General features: G+C 40.2%; 20 protein-coding genes. 16 read left to right on the top strand and 4 right to left on the bottom strand.

Going from position 1 to position 20,479, the window contains the following annotated elements; genetic code table 11:
- The first annotated feature begins 8 nt into the window (after window positions 1-8).
- The 4 genes from ACN6MV_RS18375 (at window position 9) to ACN6MV_RS18360 (ending at window position 3,103) form a co-directional block, all read left to right on the top strand.
- Window positions 9-923, top strand: coding sequence for a phosphotransferase (locus ACN6MV_RS18375; RefSeq protein WP_419884591.1), 915 nt, complete (start codon window positions 9-11; stop codon window positions 921-923).
- 546 nt (window positions 924-1,469) lie between these two features.
- Window positions 1,470-2,036 (top strand): GNAT family N-acetyltransferase, encoded by a 567-nt coding sequence (locus tag ACN6MV_RS18370; protein ID WP_419884590.1) that lies wholly within the window; start codon window positions 1,470-1,472, stop codon window positions 2,034-2,036.
- 396 nt (window positions 2,037-2,432) lie between these two features.
- Window positions 2,433-2,681 carry a hypothetical protein gene (locus tag ACN6MV_RS18365; RefSeq protein WP_419884589.1) on the top strand — a complete coding sequence of 83 codons (249 nt, stop codon included), beginning with the start codon at window positions 2,433-2,435 and terminating at the stop codon, window positions 2,679-2,681.
- A gap of 167 nt (window positions 2,682-2,848) precedes the next feature.
- Window positions 2,849-3,103 (top strand): cold-shock protein, encoded by a 255-nt coding sequence (locus ACN6MV_RS18360; protein WP_042128665.1) that lies wholly within the window; start codon window positions 2,849-2,851, stop codon window positions 3,101-3,103.
- Window positions 3,104-3,258: 155 nt separating this feature from the next.
- On the opposite strand, the gene ACN6MV_RS18355 is transcribed toward ACN6MV_RS18360, so the two are convergent.
- The gene (locus ACN6MV_RS18355) at window positions 3,259-4,071 is read right to left on the bottom strand and encodes a class I SAM-dependent methyltransferase (protein ID WP_419884588.1); all 813 of its coding nucleotides are present in this window, start codon (window positions 4,069-4,071) and stop codon (window positions 3,259-3,261) included.
- A gap of 348 nt (window positions 4,072-4,419) precedes the next feature.
- Between ACN6MV_RS18355 and ACN6MV_RS18350 the strand changes: the two genes are divergently transcribed.
- A complete protein-coding gene (locus ACN6MV_RS18350; RefSeq protein ID WP_419884587.1) occupies window positions 4,420-4,767 on the top strand; it encodes a VOC family protein in 348 nt (115 codons plus the stop codon).
- A 245-nt stretch (window positions 4,768-5,012) separates the two neighbouring features.
- On the top strand, window positions 5,013-5,441 hold the full coding sequence (locus ACN6MV_RS18345; protein ID WP_375103226.1) for an SRPBCC family protein: 429 nt from the start codon (window positions 5,013-5,015) through the stop codon (window positions 5,439-5,441).
- A 543-nt stretch (window positions 5,442-5,984) separates the two neighbouring features.
- Here the strand turns inward: ACN6MV_RS18345 and map are convergent.
- The 3 genes from map to ACN6MV_RS18330 all read right to left on the bottom strand — a co-directional run bounded on the left by map (window position 5,985) and on the right by ACN6MV_RS18330 (window position 8,821).
- Complete coding sequence (gene map / locus ACN6MV_RS18340; RefSeq protein WP_042128661.1) at window positions 5,985-6,731, bottom strand: type I methionyl aminopeptidase; 747 nt, start codon at window positions 6,729-6,731, stop codon at window positions 5,985-5,987.
- A 7-nt stretch (window positions 6,732-6,738) separates the two neighbouring features.
- Window positions 6,739-7,284 carry a TetR/AcrR family transcriptional regulator gene (locus ACN6MV_RS18335; RefSeq protein WP_419884586.1) on the bottom strand — a complete coding sequence of 182 codons (546 nt, stop codon included), beginning with the start codon at window positions 7,282-7,284 and terminating at the stop codon, window positions 6,739-6,741.
- A gap of 814 nt (window positions 7,285-8,098) precedes the next feature.
- Window positions 8,099-8,821, bottom strand: coding sequence for an SDR family NAD(P)-dependent oxidoreductase (locus ACN6MV_RS18330; protein ID WP_419884585.1), 723 nt, complete (start codon window positions 8,819-8,821; stop codon window positions 8,099-8,101).
- Between the two features lie 162 nt (window positions 8,822-8,983).
- Between ACN6MV_RS18330 and ACN6MV_RS18325 the strand changes: the two genes are divergently transcribed.
- The 10 genes from ACN6MV_RS18325 to ACN6MV_RS18280 all read left to right on the top strand — a co-directional run bounded on the left by ACN6MV_RS18325 (window position 8,984) and on the right by ACN6MV_RS18280 (window position 20,328).
- Complete coding sequence (locus ACN6MV_RS18325) at window positions 8,984-9,568, top strand: TetR/AcrR family transcriptional regulator (RefSeq protein ID WP_419884584.1); 585 nt, start codon at window positions 8,984-8,986, stop codon at window positions 9,566-9,568.
- 193 nt (window positions 9,569-9,761) lie between these two features.
- Window positions 9,762-10,337: a dihydrofolate reductase family protein gene (locus tag ACN6MV_RS18320; RefSeq protein WP_419884583.1), complete on the top strand. Its 576-nt coding sequence runs from the start codon at window positions 9,762-9,764 to the stop codon at window positions 10,335-10,337.
- Window positions 10,338-11,111: 774 nt separating this feature from the next.
- Window positions 11,112-11,852, top strand: coding sequence for a class I SAM-dependent DNA methyltransferase (locus ACN6MV_RS18315; RefSeq protein WP_419884582.1), 741 nt, complete (start codon window positions 11,112-11,114; stop codon window positions 11,850-11,852).
- Between the two features lie 815 nt (window positions 11,853-12,667).
- Complete coding sequence (locus ACN6MV_RS18310; RefSeq protein ID WP_419884581.1) at window positions 12,668-13,255, top strand: chloramphenicol phosphotransferase CPT family protein; 588 nt, start codon at window positions 12,668-12,670, stop codon at window positions 13,253-13,255.
- Between the two features lie 134 nt (window positions 13,256-13,389).
- Window positions 13,390-13,896 (top strand): GNAT family N-acetyltransferase, encoded by a 507-nt coding sequence (locus ACN6MV_RS18305; RefSeq protein ID WP_419884580.1) that lies wholly within the window; start codon window positions 13,390-13,392, stop codon window positions 13,894-13,896.
- A gap of 275 nt (window positions 13,897-14,171) precedes the next feature.
- Window positions 14,172-14,939 (top strand): nucleotidyltransferase domain-containing protein, encoded by a 768-nt coding sequence (locus ACN6MV_RS18300; protein ID WP_042128647.1) that lies wholly within the window; start codon window positions 14,172-14,174, stop codon window positions 14,937-14,939.
- A 293-nt stretch (window positions 14,940-15,232) separates the two neighbouring features.
- Window positions 15,233-15,790: an AAA family ATPase gene (locus ACN6MV_RS18295; RefSeq protein ID WP_042128644.1), complete on the top strand. Its 558-nt coding sequence runs from the start codon at window positions 15,233-15,235 to the stop codon at window positions 15,788-15,790.
- 188 nt (window positions 15,791-15,978) lie between these two features.
- Window positions 15,979-16,611: a DUF4515 domain-containing protein gene (locus tag ACN6MV_RS18290; RefSeq protein WP_419884579.1), complete on the top strand. Its 633-nt coding sequence runs from the start codon at window positions 15,979-15,981 to the stop codon at window positions 16,609-16,611.
- A 301-nt stretch (window positions 16,612-16,912) separates the two neighbouring features.
- Window positions 16,913-18,514: a response regulator gene (locus ACN6MV_RS18285; RefSeq protein ID WP_419884578.1), complete on the top strand. Its 1,602-nt coding sequence runs from the start codon at window positions 16,913-16,915 to the stop codon at window positions 18,512-18,514.
- 32 nt (window positions 18,515-18,546) lie between these two features.
- A complete protein-coding gene (locus ACN6MV_RS18280; protein ID WP_419884577.1) occupies window positions 18,547-20,328 on the top strand; it encodes a cache domain-containing sensor histidine kinase in 1,782 nt (593 codons plus the stop codon).
- The last annotated feature ends 151 nt before the right edge of the window (window positions 20,329-20,479 follow it).

Here is a 20,479-nt window from a genome sequence, read left to right as displayed (position 1 = left end):
GACAATTCATGGGAGCAACGAATGTATGGGATGCGGAGTGGGAGGTTAACGAAGAGCAGGCGCGGACGCTGATCGGCAGACAATTCCCTCAGCTGTCATCGAAGCAAGTGAAGCGATTGGGCTGGGGCTGGGACAATACGGTTTTTCTCATCGGTGACGAGTACGTGTTCCGGTTTCCAAGAAGAACGATTGCAGTTGGCTCGATTCGTATGGAAGGGAAGCTGCTGCCGAAGCTGGAGGCATATATGACCATCCCCTATCCGAAACCGTTGTTTTATGGCGAAGTAAGTGACGAATACCCGGCACCATTTCTTGGCTATGCCTACGTGCCAGGAGATTTCCCAATCGGTTTGACGGAAGAACGCCGGGCTTTATCGGCAGAGACGCTGGCGAAATTTTTGCGGAGATTGCATGAGTTTCCGGTGCAGGCGGCGTTGAAGTGCGGAGTTCAGCAAGATCATCGAAACTTGACGGACATAGCATCGCGCAAAGTGAAATTGGAGGGCTTTCTATCGAAGGTGGTTGAACACTTGTCGCCGGAGGAGTCCGGTGTGATCGAAGCGTATATTAGCGGGCTGCAAAAGGACCGTGTCGAGGCGGTGAATGCACTGCTACATGGCGATCTTCATTTCAAAAATATGCTTGTGAATGAGAACGGGATCGTTTCCGGCATCATTGATTGGGGCGATCTGAGCGTAGGCCATCCGGCTTGCGATTTGAGCGTTGCTTATAGCTTTTTACCACCTTACGCTCGTGGCGTGTTTTTCGAAATGTACGGAATAGCGGACGAGGAAACGAAGCTGCTGGCGCGGCTGATCGCGGTATACATCCCCATACTGATCTTAATGCAAGCGGTCGATGACGGGAATGAAGCCATTGCGGCAGAGGCGAAATCCAACATCATGCGGGCACTGTCGGATTAGGCTCATTATTTCATTGCGGCTATGGGGCTATGGCTATCGGCACCATTTTGTCGTTTAAAGGCCGCGATAAGGTACGATCCGCCTTCTCTGATGCCGCTTTATGTTGAGGAACACGAAATTCAACAGAGTAACTCGTTGCGCTAACGAGACACGTTAGTTGAATAGCGGTTGCTTTGGCAACCGTTTTTTATTTGTTTAACTAACGGGCAGGATAGCTGAAGATTAATTGCAGTAAACCTTACCATAAGTGGCGGCGAAAAATTGGGTAATTCAGAGGGCATAGGTGTTTAATAAAACGCTAAATATGCATATAGTAGATAAAGAAGTTAAAAATAAAACTCAGTTATCAGGGGAATACTTTAAAGCCGTTGACCCTTCTGCTAATGAAGCAGAGGGGTCTTTTTGTGTTCTAAGAATAAAGCTGATAAAAGTGTGCAGTTTACGATAGCGATCTAGTAGTTGTATCGTTAGCATTTAGTATGATGAAATGATACATTAGGCAGATAGGCCAATAAGATAAGTTAAAATTTAAAAAGGAGAATGAGAATGAAATTTAACGATTATTTTGAAACAATCCCGCATCTTAAAACCGACAGATTAATATTACGTGCATTCTGCAGCGATGATATAGAAACTTATTTAAGAATTATCCACGATCCACAGGTACAGCAGTTCTTAGGCGGAGGAGTTAGCCTTTTCAACAAAGAACCGGATATATCAAATTGGTTGAACAATGTAAATGGTAGGCTTCTTAAAACAAAAACAGTATTTACATGGTGTGTGGAGCTTAAAAGAGAAAATAAGGTAATAGGAAGAATTGATCTAGGTGGGTTTGTAAAAAAATCAATGGCTGAGATATCCTACTATTTCTCTCCAGAATATTGGGGAATGGGATTTGCAACGGAAGCTGTGAAGGAAGTAACCCGTTTTGGATTCGACGATTTAAGATTGCATAGAATGCAGGCAATGGTTATGTCGGAAAATATACCTTCATTAAAAGTATTGAAAAAGGTGGGATTTACTGAGGAAGGAGTACTTGAAAAATATTTATTTGGTAAGGAATTTCATGACACAGTTATGCTGGCAGTGGTTCGTGAGCAAAATTTGAATTAAGAAAGGTATTAGGATACAATGATGAACCTAGTTAATCAGGCCATCTTATTAAGCATATTGCATGCATTGCATATTTATATAACATAACTGCAAGGAATGTAAGACCAAAAAATATTTAAAACCGGTGAAGCAGTTGAACATTCAAACAGAAGTTATTTTCTGAAGGTAGTGCATTGAACTAACGGAGAACGTTAGTAGAATAGCGGTTGCTTTGGCAACCGTTTTTTATTGTTCAATTAGCCGGCAGAATACTTACAATTTGTGGCGATTTTGCGTTACATCATTAGCATTAGGTTAAGTAATGATATTTTGATACCTAAAAAATTGGAACAATGTGGTAAAATAGAATGATGGGAGAAGTACTCAACAAAAAATAGAGGAGGAGACAAATCTTTCATGGGCAACGATTTATATAGAAAACTAGGTGCAGCCTTTCTAATTTCCGCTGGAGTAATCTATGCGATCGAACGAGTGGGCTCTTTGATAGCTCGCAGCCATGAAATTGCAGCGTTGTATGAAGCAAACATGTTCAATGCCTTACCTAAAACTCATATTACAAGCTTCTTCGATAATATCTTTGTGCCAATCCTTGCGCTCCTCGGCATGATACTTTTTGTATATGGGTTTCCGAAAAAAATCAAATGAGATAACTCATTCAACACGATGTGAGCACACTTTGGATTGTACCGCGAAGCACTATGCAAACGGAGAATGTTAATGAAAAAGTGGCCACTTCAGAAGTTTTTAATGTTTTTACCGCTGGGGCCCAAAAGCTCAATCATACTTAATAAAGTTATAGAGGAGGTGCTTAGATGGCGGAAAGAAGATGTGGTATTGTCAAATGGTACAAAGAAGATGAAGGTTACGGACGGATAATGTTAGACGGGCAGGAAGGTAACCATGTTTTTGTACACTTTAGCGAAATACTACCAGATCCTATTAGGTCACCGAACGGCTTTCGGTTTCTTAAAGAAGGTCAAAAAGTTGAATTCGACCTATTCGAGTTTCCGAATATAGTTGATTCTCAGCGTAGGACAGCTAAGAATGTGCAAATAATAGAGGAATGAAGGAATAGAGACGTACTTGATGAATGTATGGACTTTCAAAAATCATAATTAAGCTAACAGGAGAGGATAGTTCAATAAACATGATAAGGCAGCCAATCATTCAACATGATCAGCTGCCTTTGTTCAATTAACGGGCATTTATCTTCAACTACTAATTATAGTTTTCTAGCTTTGATTACAAAAGTTACAGGAAGCATCATTGCTTTTTTTGCGAAATCGTCGTTATCGTCCCGCGATTTAATGATTTCATCATCAGATTCCTCAATCATTTGCTCAATAACAAATCCCGCTTTTGAAAGAGCATTTACATAGGTTGATAGTTTACGGTCAGATAATGTTAGCGTACTTTCGTCAAGAGTTACCGAATACCATGATTCATCGAAATAACATTTTTTAAAAATAAGCATATCATTTTCTGCAACAACACATTTATGTATAGGGTGAGACCAACTGAAAATAAATACGCCATCTTTTTTTAGGTAAGAAGCAATCCTGCTAAAAGTACCCTCAAGGTCGGTTGTCCAGCCTATAGCATAAACCGAATAAACAAAGTCAAAATAATCCTCAGGTAGGCCACATTTTTCTTCCATGGGAGAACAGATTAATTTTGCTGAAAGTCCGTGATCTGATAAATATTCTCTTGTTTTTTCGATTTGGTTTTCTGAAATATCCACACCCCATAGTTCAGATGCTTTACGTTCTCCGAGATATTGCAATGATTGACCGCTTCCGCAGCCTACCTCCAACATCTTTTTTCCTGAAACATCGCCAAAAAGCTGGCATTTTTCTTCTGAGACGAATGCTCCATATAAAGGAAGTGCAGTTGCTCCTAAAACATCATTTCCTTTTGTATCCCAAAATAAGCTGTTTGTTTCATGAATAACATTCTTGTCCATGTCGACTGAGATTGCGCTACCAACCTCACCAGCGCCTATAATGTTTGGTCTATAAATAGAATTCTTGTTCATGCCGGTATCATCCCCCAATATAAAAATATGAGTCTAATCATATATCCCGACTTGCAAGTTATACCAATAACACATATCGAATACGAACACGCTGTGCTATTGATCTCAAAATAATGTACCATTTTTCTATGAATACATCCACCTAAAATCTTCCAGACATATTCCGGTTGATCTCACAGTCTCAATGTGCCAGAGGGAACGATAGTGGAATAGCGGCTTCATCGGCAGTCGTTTTTTATTTGTTCAAATTTTGGGCAGGATAGTTGAAAAAGGAACTTAAATTTAAATCTCGAATATCTAATGTAAACGAATAGTTGAAAATTTGAGGATAGACAGGAGTTAGATACGATGATACAAGGTTTCGGAGGAATATTTTGGAGAACTAAAAATCTTGAGGCTGTGAAAAAATGGTATAGTGAGGCGTTAAAAATTGACATAGAAAATTGGAATGGAACGGTGATAACACCCCAACTGGGAAATAAGACTATCTTTTCTTTCTTTTCAGAGGATGATAATTATTTTCCAACAGAACAACAAGTGATGTTAAATTTCCAAGTGCAGAATATAGACGAGACTATTAAGCATCTTGACCAAATTGGTGTACCTCTTGCAAAGAAAAAAGAGATTAGTGAATATGGAAAGTTTATTTGGATTGAAGATCCTGAAGGTCGACTGGTCGAGCTTTGGGAAAAATAACGAGTTGTAATTCTTTGCTATTGCGCTAACGAGGATGTTAGTTCAATAGATACAACGGCCACAGGTCACATGATCGGTGGTCGTCTTTCGTTGAAGTAACGGGCAGCATAATTAAACATTCTTCCTAAATAGGTTATTTCAAAAGTGAGCAATTGAAAAGAGATCACTCCAACCGTCCAGGGTATAATATTCGTATACAAATAATTACATAAATTAAATCCTTATAAAGAAGGAGAATGTGTAATATGGCAAATATCGAGCACTTACAGACCGTAAATGTTCCAGCTTCAACGGTATATGAAGCATTGACCACTGCAAAAGGACTTTCAGAAATATGGACAACTGAACTAATAGTCAATAACCAGATCGGTTGTATAAATGAGTTCCGATTCGGCGGCAAAGGCTTAACAAAGATGCGAGTTGATGAGCTTGTTACCGATAAAAAGATTTTGTGGCATTGTGTTGATTCAGATCCAGAATGGATAGGTACGACAATTTCTTTTGATATAGAGGAAAAAAACAAGAAGACTTCGATCATTTTCCGTCAAATGAATTGGGAGGAAGTGACCGCATTTTATCGCGCATGTAATTATAACTGGGCTATTTTTTTGTACAGTCTTAAACAGTATTGCGAAGAAGGCGAGGGTCTTCCGTATCATAAACGGAAGTTTTAGAACCATTAAAAACACGGACTATCATTCGTTTAACTAACGGAAGCTAGTTATAAATTAGATAGTTTAAAACCTTCTATAAGCAGCAAACCAGATTTAATAGCTCTAATAGGAGGTTTTGTTATGATCTTAAGTGAGTTGTGGCGACTGTATGAGACTGATAAACGGATCCAAGGATCTAGTCTGAAAACATTGAAAGCATACGCTCTCTAGCACAAAATGCTGATGTAGGCACTCGGTGACCTGGACATAACCGAGAAAACTTTAACCTTGCTTAAGGAGTCTTAGCGAAGCACTCTAATCGGTTGAAGCCTAGCAACTAAAGGGCGAAATCGCTCGATTAACGACACCTGTGGCTATCGTGGAAGAGAACTCTATCGCGTCTCTGGTCCGGTTATTGTCCGAACATGCTGTCCGCGGAACTGTTTCGGCGTATAGATGGAACGTGATATCGTGTAATCGATCAGTTGTATCGAAAAAAGATAGCTGGTATGCCGGATACGAAAAAAAGTCGACCATTTCATTGATGGTCGGCTTCTTTTTGTTCTATTGCGCGGTCAGGATTTGTGGACCTTCAGCTGTGATGGCAATCGTATGCTCGTATTGGGCGGCGAGCTTGCGGTCCATCGTCCGTGCGGTCCAGCCGTCTGGATCGATTGTCATGTTATAGGTGCCTTCGGTGATCATGGGCTCGATCGTGAACACCATGCCTTCCTTGATGCGGATCCCTTTTCCGGGCTTGCCGACATGCATATAAGTCGGCTCCTCGTGCAGGTCCCGGCCGATGCCATGGGCGAGAAGGTCGCGCACGACGCCGAAGCCATGCGCTTCCGCATGCCGCTGAATCGCGTTCGTCACATCGCCGAGCCGATTGCCGGGCTGCGCTTGCGTGATACCGAGGTCAAGGCATTCCTTCGTGACGCGTATCAGCTTCTCAGCCGTCGGCGAGATCTGCCCGACAGCATAGCTCCAGGCCGAATCGCCGAGCCAGCCGTCAAGCTCCGCGACCGTGTCGATTGTCACGATATCGCCTTCCTCAAGTGGCTTATTGCTAGGGAAGCCATGTGCAATTACGTCATTAACGGAGGCACAGGTCGCATATTGATAGCCATTGTATCCCTTAGTGTATGGTTTGGCGCCTTGCTTCAAAATAATGTCCTCGAATATGCGCTCAATCTCGTTCGTCGTGATGCCCGGTTTAATGAGCGGGGCGATTGTGCGATGGCATTCGGCCACCACTTGGCACGCCTTTCGGATAGCCTCGATTTCATGCTTGCTTTTTAAGATGATCATGTTTGTATCAGGACTCCTTCGTAATAGCTTGCATAGCGAGTTGGGCGATTCGGTCGACGTCCAGGTCGGAATTACCCGCATAGTAGTGCAGCCCACAGCAGCCGACCAGCACGGCAAGCATATGGTCGACACTGTCGTCTTCGCACTGAGCGATCGATTGTAGTGGAACATACAATCGTTCCATGAATCGTCTCTTTGCGGAGAATCGATCCTTCTCAGGCAGGCCTGCATAATGTTCCGCCGCCATTTTGTAGACGAGATATGCGCGGGCGTCTGACAGCCACAGCCGGATCAGCGCCTTGCAATACGTTAACAGTTGCTTCTTATCTGGCAGGCCGCCTCTGGTATTCGCCCATTCGGCAAGAACTTGCTCGCACTGCTCGAAGCCGCTGCCCAATACATCTTCTATTAATAAATGCCGGTTAGGGTAATAATGGTATACTGTGCCGTAACCAAGCTCGGCCTCGCGGGCGACATCGCGAATATCAAAGCTGCCACCTGTGCGAAAGTAGGCGCGAGCGGCGACGTCCAGGATCTGTTCTCTTCGCTGCATACGTATAAGCTCATTTTGTTCTTTAGTACGGGGGCACATCGATGCGTGAACCTCCTTGTATAGACCTGCAAATTTGTCGATATAAAGATAATAACGCTTGGGGTGTAGAAATGCAAAAGATTTGTTGGTGTTCGATGAGACAAAAGTACTGAGAAATAAAGAATTGCAACTTTTTTAGAAAGAGTTTGATAATGAAAGATCTACATCCCTTTGTTGATTCTCTAACTTTCGAACAATGGAGTAAGGAATTTACAAGCATTTAGACTAATAATTTAAGTGTTGGGCTTATAGTTGTTAGTTACGCTAACGGGGAACACTTGCTCAAGCAGGCTAGAAGATTAAAACCTCTCTTTAGAAGTAAACCTTGTAATAGAGAGGATAAACATCGAGGATCTCACTAAGAAAACTGCTCTATAGTCGGAAGCGGTAAGGGATCCAAGCAGAGAGAAGTTTACTTTACGACAGAGTGCAAAGTATGGTTAAGGAAGTGCCTGCCAGTCGTGGGGATGCCAGTAAATCCTTATTCGTAACGGATATCAATCCAACTAAACGCATGGCCATTCCTACACAATTAGGTGGACATTAAAATAGCTTGAGATCGAGACGTAAATATACGCACAACTACGTGGCGAACGCAGGAGAGAAATGTATCGACGGTTTTTTAGCATACAATAGCGGAAGATCCCTTTTTGAAATCTGCCGCTATTCAACTAACGGGCAGGATAGCATGGATGAACAAAAAAAGGCTCCTACTTATCTGGAGCCTTTTTTGCTGCGCATCATTTCTTTTGGAAATAAAAGTTGCAATCCCAAGTTACATTTCCATCTCATTATTGTTGATATTGTGGAAGGATAAGAGGGCTTCGGGAGTAATACCTTTTGGATACTCCTGTTCCCAAACTGCGTTTTCTGTATAAGCTTCATACCACATATCAGCGATCACATCAGGATCACTCACTTTTCCAGACCCTGGTTCAGTAATGAATAAAGCTAATGAACGGTGACCCACGTAAATCCCTTTATCCGCCAGTTCTGTATGAAGGTTCGCAACATAGTTACGTAGACCTGCAATACCCACGCCAATATTCCCCATCAAAGCCATTGGATGTAATGCTGAGAAGCCTGTTGTAAATAGTAATGCGCCATCTTGGCGCTCAAGCATATCAGGTAAAACTGCATTTACGATATTGATTGAACTGGCTGCATAGCCTTCGAATGAATCACGAGCATTTTCAATTGTTAATTCTAAAACTGAAGTTGGAGGATAGTTACTTGGTACAGGACTAACTTCTAGAACATCAATTTTTCCGTATTTTTCTTTAATTGCTGCAATAGCCGATTCAATTTCTTCTCTACTGTAAATATCAGCTGTAAAGTATGAAGATTCGATACCCTCGGCTGTTAGTTCTTCTACCATTTCTTGAAGTTTCATTGCATTTCGCGCAACCAACGCGACTTGAAAGCCTTCCTTACCGAAACGCTTTGCCAAAGACAATCCTAAACCTTTACCTGCTCCAATGATCGCTAATGTTTTCATATGTTTATCTCCCTTTATTTATTATTGCAATTGCATTTATTGACGCTTCTCATCTTATAACGTAGTATTAATGTGTTCAATGGTTAATATTAATCATTATGATGTTTAAAATACACATTAATGTATAATGAATATTATCTTTGTTGAAAGGAGAGTTTTCAAATGAGTAAACTAAAGGTGGATCTGCGTATTTTAAAAACAAGGAAGGCTATTAAAGAAGCCTTTTTGACGTTAGTTCAAACAAAAGGTTATGAACGGATTACGATACAGGACATTGCCGAAAAAGCTATGATAAATCGAAACACTTTTTATTTACACTATGTGGACAAACCTGATCTGATGGGAAAATTATGTCAGGAAAGTATAGGGAAATTAAATGTTTGCATTAACTTGGAGAGGTCTGACAGCGATGAAATGAATAGGGACACATTTATTTCAATCTTAAGCGAAACGTTCAAAGTGATTGAAGCCGACATTGTTTTCTTTAAAACGATGCTTAGTCAAAATGGTTATCCCAATTTTTCCACATATATAAAAGAAGCATTAAAAAGTATTATGTTATCCGGTTTTGGTGATGACTATAATAATCAAAAAATGAGAATCGGCTTGGAATATATAATCTCAGGATTAGTAGGTGTGATTTGTATGTGGATTAGAGATTCTGAGGATTTGTTAGTTGAAGAGGTCGTCGAACAGTTGAGTGAAATTCATTTTCATAATATATTGGATTTGTTGAAAAGAATTTGACAACAACAGTTTGGCTTTATTGAAGTATCGGGGAACGTTAGTGGAATATCGGTTGTTTCGGCAGCCGTTTTTTATTTGTTCAATTAACGGGCAGGTTTTGGGATTAGAAATCCATAAGAGACAACCCAAGTTGAATTCTGTTAAAATGTAGTTAATGTAAAATGTAGATATCTCTAACAAAGGAGAACTGAAAATGAGAAAACTCGTTCTTTTTATGCACGCATCGCTTGACGGTTTTGTAGAAGGGCCGAATGGTGAAATGGACATTGGCTGGGTTTCCTACGATGCTGATTTGGAGAAACATGCGAAAGAAATTCTGAGTACTGCCGACACTGTCATTTGGGGACGAGGGACTTATCAAATGATGCACAGTTACTGGCCATCTGTGCCTTCGGACCCATCAGCTTCGCAGCATGAACGGAATCATGCCGAGTGGATCGAAAAGACAGCTAAAATCGTTTTTTCCACGACGCTGGAGAATGTCGAATGGAATAATTCCAGACTCGTAAAAGAAGATGTCGAGGAAGAGATTAATAACCTCAAACAGCAGCCAGGCAAGGATATGGTCATCCTCGGCAGTCCTAGGTTCGCACACTACCTTATGCAGCTTAATTTAATTGATGAGTATAAAATTACGGTTTCTCCCGTCTTGCTCGGTAAGGGATTGCCGCTATTCCAAGGTCTTAAGGAGAAGATCAATCTTAAGCTAATCGAAAACAAGACCTTTGATTCTGGAGCCATTGGTCTCGTTTACCAGACGGTAAGATGAACTTGTCACTTAAGGTGATTGACTAACGGGGAGCGATAGCTAAATAACGACACAAAGGCAGCCGGTCAATGGATCGGCTGCCTTTGTTCATCTAATGGGCAGATTATCGGAATGGGACCGCAGTCGAAATAAAGGACAAAATTGTTCGATTAACGACACCCGTGGCTATCCTGGTTATTGACCCAACACGCTGTCCGCGAATCAGTTTTGGCTTGAAGATGGGAACGAGATATCATTTACTCGATCACCTGTATCGAATAAAGAAAGATGCTATGCCGAATATGAAAAAAAGACGACCATTTTGTTGGTCGACCTCTAATTATTCTATTGCACAGTCAGGATTTGTGGACTTTCAACCGTGATGGTGATCGTATGCTTGGTGTGAACACCATGCCTTCCTTGATGAGGATGCCATTTCCGGGCTGCGTCTGCGTGATAGAGAAGTCAATCAGCTTCTCGGCAGTCAGTGAGATCTTCCCGACAGTATAGCTCCAGTCCGAATCGCCGCGCCAGTCGTCGAGCTCCGCGTGGCAGGATAAAGTAGTGATTATCGACTTAAAGAGTAGTTATGTAAGGTTCGATAAAAATTGATTATAACTATGAATTACCAAACGGTTTATCGAAAAAATAGTAAAATAATACTGTTAAGTACGAGGGTTTTCGATAGGATTTTTATTTAGATTATCCTTTCTGCGTTTATATAAGCACATGTTTTTCTTTTGAAAATTATTTTTTCTTCAATGTAACATTGAAATGAAAGAGAGGGCAATAGCGTTGATTGAACATAGCAATCTTGAAGAATATTTGGATCCTGTAAATTATGATCTTGAATTTGACGGTGAAATGGACAAATATCAGTTCTATCTTGAGCTTGCAAGATCAAGTCCTGGTGAAGTGTTAGAACTTGCTTGTGGTACAGGCTTAACAACGATACCCCTGTCGAAAGCCGGCGTAAAGATGACTGGTGTAGATATCTCTTCGGCGATGCTCGCATATGCGCGGCTGAAGGCGGAAGGGTTGACTGTTACTTTTATGGAAGGCGATGCCCGTACCTTCGAATCGGACAAGCGATATTCGATGATCTATTTGACTGGTAATGCATTTCAGGCATTCTTAAGTGATCAAGATCAAAACGATTTGCTTACTACCGTTCACAAACATTTACAACTCCATGGAATCTTTGCATTCGAGACCCGTAATCCAGAGGGAACGGATTTATCCGATCAAGAGGAGACAGTATGGGGCTCCTTTATTGATAAGGATGGGAAAAACGTCAAGGTATCAGGTACACAATGTTACGATGCTAGCCAGCATATCATGCATTGGGTCACGATGCGTGATTGGGGGGATAAACGAACGACTTCCCGAATTGCTTGTCGGTTTACAGATCAGGCTACACTGCAATCTTTATTAACCCGTCATGGCTTTCGCGTCGAACATCAATATGCTGACTGGGATAAAACGCCGTTCTCTCCGTCATCTTCATCTATCATTAGCGTTTGTAGGAAATGCTAGGAGAGACGTAATGCATTGCAATAAGAAATCCCCTCAAGTCGAGGGGATTTTTGGTGATCCTAAGCAGATTCCCCCATAAAGTCCGCCTTTATTCAACTAGACGGCAAGATAGCGTAATAGCCTGCCTGAAAATATTGTATAATTTGTAATACTAAAGCGGGGGAATAGAATTTGAGGAATATTGTTGAGGACTCACAGTCTACTGCCAAATATACTTCCTTATTTTCATGTTGTTTCAAATATCCCTCCTCTCCCAACAGATAAGACGAAGTAGAAGCATGTAATGGAGGTGCGAAACAAAATATTAACAAAAAATCAGGTATTTAACCTGATTTATAGAATTGAATTTATAGTTCAGATAAACAAAAAGTTGGAATCCATCCGTATTCATCATTTTCTGTTTTACAGTATGTCCAATCGTTTAAATGCTCTAAGCCTAATAGTACATCATCTTGATTAACTGTTAGTTCATGAGCTGAATAATCTTTAGTAACTATTGCTATGTCATGTAGATTGGGAGCAGTTAAAATCTGCTTCGGAACCCATCCCTCTTTGCTTGTAGCAATTGATTTACTGAAAATCCAATTAGGAAATTGGGTATCTTTTTTTCAATACAAAACCTCTTGTTCTTTTCTTAAGATTATTGGGTCAGGATAACTTGATGTATGACCTTTAATTACAATGAATCGTTGCAGCTAACGGGAAGGATAGTTCAATCGTTTCTCGAATGTTTTATAAGTTGGATAGTTTTATGAACTTTGTGAATGTAACGTTATCTGAAAGATACGCAAATCTTATAGTTGAGGGTGATTCGTTTGAAGCAAGGAATTATTGTGTTGATGAACGGAACTTCAAGTTCAGGAAAGACTAGTATTTCTACTGAACTGATGAATCAGAAAGAGATTCTTTTTCATCATTTATCAATAGATGATTTTGTTAAGGATTTTTTTAATAATAAATTTTCAGATATTGAACCTGCGAGAGAAGTCGATGAGCAAGCTATCGCACAAATAATGTTTGATCCCTTAATCTCAATGTACTTTTCGACTATTAAATTGTACTCAGAAATGGGTTTGAATGTAATAGTAGATACCGTAATCGAAAATGACAAGTGGTTTAATGAGTGTCTTGATATATTTTTCGATCAGCCTACATTATTTGTAGGTGTATTATGCTCTAAAGAAGAACTCATAAGAAGAGAGCAAACAAGAGGAGATAGAGTAATTGGACTTGCGGCTTCACAGTTCAGCAATGTATATTGCATTGATGAATATGACCTGGAAGTAAATACTGAAGTGATGAATCCAATAGAATGTGCCGAAAAGATATTAAGTTATATTAAGTCCAATAAGGAATACTCGGTATTTAAGAAATTAAGTAAAAGAACGGTTAGCGTTTCCTAGAAGACGTATTCATCAGATAACACCAGATTCCAGCAAAATAGGCAGTTTAACATGCGACTAAGCTTCTATTATAATTTATGATATTCTATTGAAACAGGTTGAAGCGAGAGATGCAGGAAAGGCAGGCACATGTCATGAGGCTTATGTTTTCACACGTGAATACAGCGGAAGAAGCCGCTGAAGTTGCTCGATTGGCGGCAGAAATATGGCGCGAATATTATGTTTCCATTATTACAATCGAGCAGATTGAATACATGATTGGCAAGTTTCAATCGATACCAGCGATTACGGATCAGATCCATCATCAGGGCTACGAATATTACTTGATCCATAACGATGGCTCTGCAGTCGGATATATTTCAGCTAGACAAGAAGAAGGGAAGCTCTTCTTGAGCAAGTTTTATATAAGCAAGGAGTACAGAGGCCGCAGCTACGCGAGCCAAGCATTGACATTCCTGGAGAAGCTGTGCAAAGACCGAAACCTAAGCCATATTTGGTTGACGGTCAATCGTCATAACGAAGCCAGTATTGCGGTATATGAGAAAAAAGGCTTCCGAACCGTGCGGGAACAAATTGCGGATATCGGGAATGGATTCGTCATGGATGATTTTATTATGGAAAAAGAAATCCCAGTTCCATAAGCAAATAGAGACGATTCTCGAATACAACAATATATTATTTGGATCCGAACCGAAATGAAAGTAACTCATTAGTCAGAAACTCGTTCAACTAACGGGGAACGTTAGTTAAACACAAGATGGAGCAGTTGCTGTTGGCAGCTGCTCCATTTTTCATTACGCTAACGGGCAGGATAGTTGAATGATTTCGCGAATAACTTAAGTCAAGTCATGACGAATTTACGAAGTTGGCAAAAAGACGTCAGCCGAAAGAATTTCTTAGTTTAGGAGGAGTCTATATGATATTAGAAAAAGTTATAAATAGAATTGTAATACAAAGTGAATATAAGGAACTTGTTGATAAGTATATAGATAATATACTTACCGAATTTAAAGGTAAGATTCATAGCATTTATATGTGTGGCTCGATTCCAAAAGGAACTGCTAAACCTTTTAAATCAGATGCAGACTTTACTATTGTATGTGTAAATCCCAAAGATATTGATTACGAAAGATTGTCAAATATTAAAGACAGGCTTTTGGAAGAATATCCAGTAGTAACTAAGATTGATACGATAATTTGCTCGATTGACGATGTATTAAGTAAACCAAATGAGTGGGGTTTTTGGGTAAAGATAATTTGTGTTTGCATATATGGTAATGATGTTGGTGAACAAGTACCACCGATAATTATTTCTCCAAAGTTCATTTTAGACTTAAATACAGAGACCAAGGAGGAAGTAGATCATATACATAGTTTACTTTCTAATGCTAGTGATAACACAATGAAAACTAGATATATTAAAGGTTACTCTAAGAGATTAATTCGTGCATTATACTCTTTGGTTTTAGAAGATACAGGTGTATGGCAAGATGACATTATTAAGATGAAGAATGCCATATTAAACTATTGTGAGATTGACTCCGCTTTAGTTGATTATCTGTATGCTTGTTACTTGGATAGTAATGTACTTGTTGAAGAGTTTCTGGGAATTGCAGTTGAAGTATATAGTTATTTTGAGAACGCCTTAAATGCAATGGCTGCTTCCAGAACTTCCTTCGGCTAACACCATATTGACGCTCCGGGTCACTCTGAGAAGCGAGTGATCACATCCAGCTCCCTAAGCCCGTCGGGACGTCACTGCGTTAGGTGTTCGGCAAGCCTCACAACTATAAGCAGAGACTCTAATTAAAACATAAGACTATTGAGCTAATGGGAAACGATAGTTCAATAAATACAGAGAGGCAGCCGTCCAGATCGATCGGCTGCTTTATCTTTAAGCTAAAGGGCAGGTTAGTGCAATATAACTTGATCAATTGTGGTACTATGATTAAAATAACTTCCAAAAGTGGTGATATCATGAAATTTGTTTTGGTATTTGGTCCGCAGGCAGTAGGTAAAATGACAGTGGGGCATGAACTGGAAATGATATCTGATTTAAAATTGTTCCACAACCATATGACGATAGAATTGCTGGCTCCTTATTTTGGTTTCAGTAGTGAAATGTGGGGATTATCGGATAAATTCCGTCAGGATATATTTGAAGCAACCGCCGCCAGTAAATTGTATGGAATGATATTCACATATGTATGGGGATTCGATTTGCAGAGCGATTGGGATTATGTCGATAAAATTTGTAAAATATTTGAGGATCAAGGTGCGGATGTCTATTTTGTTGAACTTGAAGCCGATCTTGAGGAGAGAATAGAGCGTAACAAGACTCCCCATAGACTTGAACATAAACCGACAAAGAGAGATATCACATTCTCTGAACAGGATCTAAAACAGACAATGGAGCAACATCGATTGAACTCGTTAGAGGGAGAAATTAAAAAAGAAAACTATTTGAGAATAAACAATACGAAAATCAACGCTCGTGAAGTTGCTGAAATCATAAAAAATAGATTCGCTTTATAACGATTCTTGTTTAACTAACGGGACACGTTAGTGGAATAGCGGTTGCTTCGGCAGCCGTTTTTTATTTGTTCAACTAACGGGCAGTTTAGCGTGGTAGTTTCTTTCGAAAGTTTCGGCTACTTTCCGAGCTTTTGTTCAGTGCTCTTTGATATAATTGATTTCAAATAATTGTAAGATCGGGGTGTTAAGTGAGCCATATAAGAGGAGTAATTCTAGAGGGTTTTTCACATGCTGGAAAAACATCTGTTTTAAAAGCCCTAAAGCAAGTTCATGCACAAAATGAATCATCTGAGCGCAGTATCATAGTTTTAAGTGAACATTATTCTCAAGTGTTAAACAATGTTCAGGGAGGTTTGCAACGTTTAAATCGTGATGAACACCTTCAGTTGCTGAAGGAACGGGTAAACATGTTACGACAATTAAACGAATGGGCAGCTTATCTGGGTCCAGATGCATCACAGGCATCAAGAGGTATTTTTTTTATATTGGAAAGATTTCATTTGAATCATAGAGTAGCATTTCCCACCGAGCTTTCACATGAAATCGAATCGCTTGAAAATGAATTGTTTAACCTCGGTGCAAAGTGTGTTTTACTAACCGTATCTTCTGGCAACGTAGAGCAAAGAATCCAAAGTCGAACACCCCACGAATGGACGAACAAAACAGTAGAAGAAATCAGAAATTCAGCTGATGAATTTATCCAAACCCAAACGGAATTACGTAAACAATCTAGTTTATCTATCCTCCCGACCATAGAAATAAATACTGATAAAAAAGAATGGATTACATATGCAAACAAAGTTTTGGATTTATTAAGCTAACAGGATACGAGAGCTCAATAAACCAGCGGCAGTCTAGGGCTTTATTTTTAAGTCCAAATCTGCCGCTGGTTTTTATATTGGGGCAGTCTAACACTTTATTTTCTACAGACACTAAAAAGAATAATAGTTTACGACCGTCACCGTATAATATTTCTTTAAATAAGAATCTTAAATAACTGCACTTTCTCCTTAAGAAAGTTCATTCCCATGGTGATGCACTAAAGATTGTTTGTCTGTTATCATTAGAATAAGTTTATTGTACTGCTGTGAGATGATTTTTCTAGGGTAGGAGGACTGCAGAATGAAGACAATTCGGGTACTGCTCGCCGATGATGAACCGGTGATATTACGCGGCTTAAAAAAACTGATTTCATGGGAGAATCTTGGAACTACAATAGTTGGAGAAGCCAACGACGGTCTTGAACTGAAGCAACAGATCGATGAACATAATCCTGACTTGATTATTAGTGATATAAGTATGCCTGGCTATACAGGAATCGATATTATCCGCGAGATTCATGAAGCTGGCAGGTCGGTAAAGGTTATTTTTATAAGCGCTTATCAGGAGTTTACATACGCTCAGCAGGCATTGCAATATGGTGCGCTGGATTACTTGGTGAAACCAGTGAACAAGAACCAGCTGGAGCAGGTGGTAACTAAAGCTGTTTCTCTTATTCGTCAAGAGACAGAAGGTGAACGCAACAAAGAAAAGCTGAACCATTACGAACAGAGGAACCATAGATTAACCATCGAAGAAATGCTTGATAAGCTGACGGACGGGAACAAGGGAACAGCGGATACCCTGCAAGATATGGGAATTATTGCGCTAAGCCGCTACGTTAGTATTTGTATTGTAGAGACGGATGAATCCTCAGGGCAGCCATCCAGATGGGAGGAACGTGAACGTAAGCTGATTGATTTTGCACTCTCCAACATTATTAAAGAAACCGTGGAGCAAAGAGAAAACAGTTATATGTTTCGTAAAGGTGAACGTTTTTGTATTCTACTCCAGCATGAACATGGGGAGGAACCGGAAAGACTTGCTGTGGATCTGCACGGGAAGGTTAATAGCTTTCTCAAATTGAAGGTCTCCATCGGTGTGGGCAACATCGTAGACGGAATGGATGAAGCTGATATTTCATATCGCAACGCTTTGAAAGCGCTACACTGTAAATATTTCGCAGGTCTAAATCAAGTCATTCCTTATAAAAAGAATGAGTGTGAAAAGGAATCGTTAATCGTAACGCCTTTGCAAGAAATACAATCTGCTCTAATCATCGCCTTGAAGTCTCAGAACAGAGAGCAAATAGCACATGAGAGCGGGCGCCTACTTCAGAAGATTCGAGTCATGGCTGACGGGAATAGAAATCAAGCGGTGTCTACCGTTTATAATACGATCCTCCAACTTGAACAGGAGCTTATGCAATTTGGTGTGGAGGCAGATCCTTTCGTACAGGATACTTGTCCTATTCTGGAACGAATGGCGAGTCATTCTACCTTCCAAGAGGTGGTGGAATATTTCCAAATTATTCTAACCAAAATGTCTGAACAAATCAGCAGCCGTATGGGTAACAAGGAGCTGAAGCTACTGTCTCAGGTGAAGACTTATATTGATGAGCATTATCCGGAAAATATTACGCTGGAGTCTATGGCGGGGATGATGTTTATGAACTCCTATTATTTCAGCAGCTTCTTCAAAAAGCATACCGGACAGAACTTTAAGAATTATGTAACTGAGGTCCGAATGAATCACGCCCTCCGTCTGTTGCTGCAAAGCGATATGATGGTTTATGAGATTGCTGACAGCGTAGGATATAACAATGCACGGCATTTTAGCGACATGTTTAAGAAAAAATATGGGAAACTGCCACAAGAGTATAAGCAATCCTTCAAAAGCCAATAGTCAGATGGATAGCAAAGGAGATGCCTTCATTCATGTTTATCTGGGGCCGAAGATCCAAAAGCCTATTTGTTAAGTTCTCCGCTTCATTTTTACTAGTCGGCCTGATTCCGTTATTTGCGCTTAGCTATATCTCTGTTCAGACTTTCTCTGGGTATGTCGAGCGTTATACTACAAGTAACTTGCAGCAAATGGTGTTATATATGAGTTATAACTTGAATTCGGCGTTTAATCAGTACAATGAGATATCCAAACTGATGTATACAGGGCGTTATGAAGGCTTTATCGAGAGCTATTCACAGAACCAAACCTATAACGTAAATGAGCTAGAACAAATCAATACGATCTCTATAGAATCTTTTCTAAAAACGGTTCTGTACAGCGACTCTTTCATTACTAGTGTTTATTTTCACAGGGAGTCAGACGATAAGCTTTATTATCAGGAAAAAGAGAACAAAGGGATTAACTTCGATCTGCTGCCCTATAAAGAATGGTTGACGGTAATGGCTCCGAACCCATCTCATGTGGCTATTTTTCCGACTCACTCCGAGGAATATTTCATAGGGTCAAAACGTAGCGTGTTCACGATTGGCCGTACATTGATTGATATTTCTGGGCGTGTTGCTAAGGAGCCAAAAGTAGTAGGGACCCTGTTTATGGACGTAGATGCATCACTATTCAACCAGTTTTTTAGGGAGCTGAATCTCGGAGAACAGGATGATCTGTTTCTTCAAGATGGTGAGGGGAAAATATATTTTGCGAATGAGAGTGCAGCAGCGAACGTTGAGGGTCTACATGCTCGGAAAGAAGAGGAAATGATTGTTCTTAGCGAAGATATTCCTTTTCTTAACGGTAAGGTGACTGCAAGAATTCATCGCGCGAATTTATTCGATCAGCTTTTTTCAGCCCGTACGACCGTGTTTATTGCGATGTTTATTTGTGCGATGGTAATGATCCTTATGGGAGTCTGGTTTTCTAGACGATTGGCTGCCCCGATTCGAAACTTGATTAAGCAAATGGCTATCGTAGAATCCGGTAATCTCGATACTCAGATGGTAGTGAGCAGTAATGATGAAATGGGTAGACTTAGCCATGGCTTTAACCGAATGGTTGAGCGTTTACAGGCCTATATAGATGAAGCTTATGTGGCCCAGATCAAGCAGAAGCAAACGGAGCTGAATGCTTTGAAGAGCCAGATTCGTCCGCATTATTTATACAACACCCTGGAAGTTATTCGAATGAATGCAGTGGATAAAGATAATGACGAGGTTGCTGATATGATTCTATCGCTCTCCAACCAGTTGAAATATGTGATTGATTATGGGGAGGATAAAGTAAGCATCCGAGAGGAATTGGATCATCTGCGGGATTATTTCTATATCATTTCTGTACGGTATGAGAATAAGTTTGAGCTTGTCGTGGACGTCTCGCCGGAAGTGAATTTGAATGGGTACATTCTGAAATTGTCTCTTCAGCCGATTGTTGAAAATGCTATTCAGCATGGACTACGTAGTCAAGGAAGAGGTACAGTCGGGTTAACCATCGAGAAGCGAGAGGATAAGTTGCTAGTTACGATCTATGATGATGGAATTGGAATGAGCAAGGAAAAGGTTCAACAGCTATCTGAAAATCTAGAAGAACCTAGTTCGCCAAGCAAAAATGTTGGCTTAAAAAATGTTCATGAGCGGATTCGTACAGTGTATGGTAAAGAGTACGGATTGTCCATCAGCAGTCGGGAGCATATTGGGACATCGATTCTTTTGTCGTTTCCAATTGTAGAGAAGCCGTTTATAGTCGCAGATGGTGAAGGAATATAAAGGATAGGAGATGAGCGGAAGACTGAGGTCTTTCGTTCTTTTTTTGGAATATTACTTGAACACATCTTAAATTCACCGCATATCGCGCTTAAAAAAGTTCATTCAACCCATCAATAATGAATGCTATTCTAATACCAACGGAAACGCTTTC

It is taken from the genome of Paenibacillus sp. B-A-8, assembly GCF_048572915.1.
Lineage (GTDB): Bacteria > Bacillota > Bacilli > Paenibacillales > Paenibacillaceae > Paenibacillus_AQ.
This window is presented reverse-complemented; position numbering and strand designations above follow the sequence as displayed.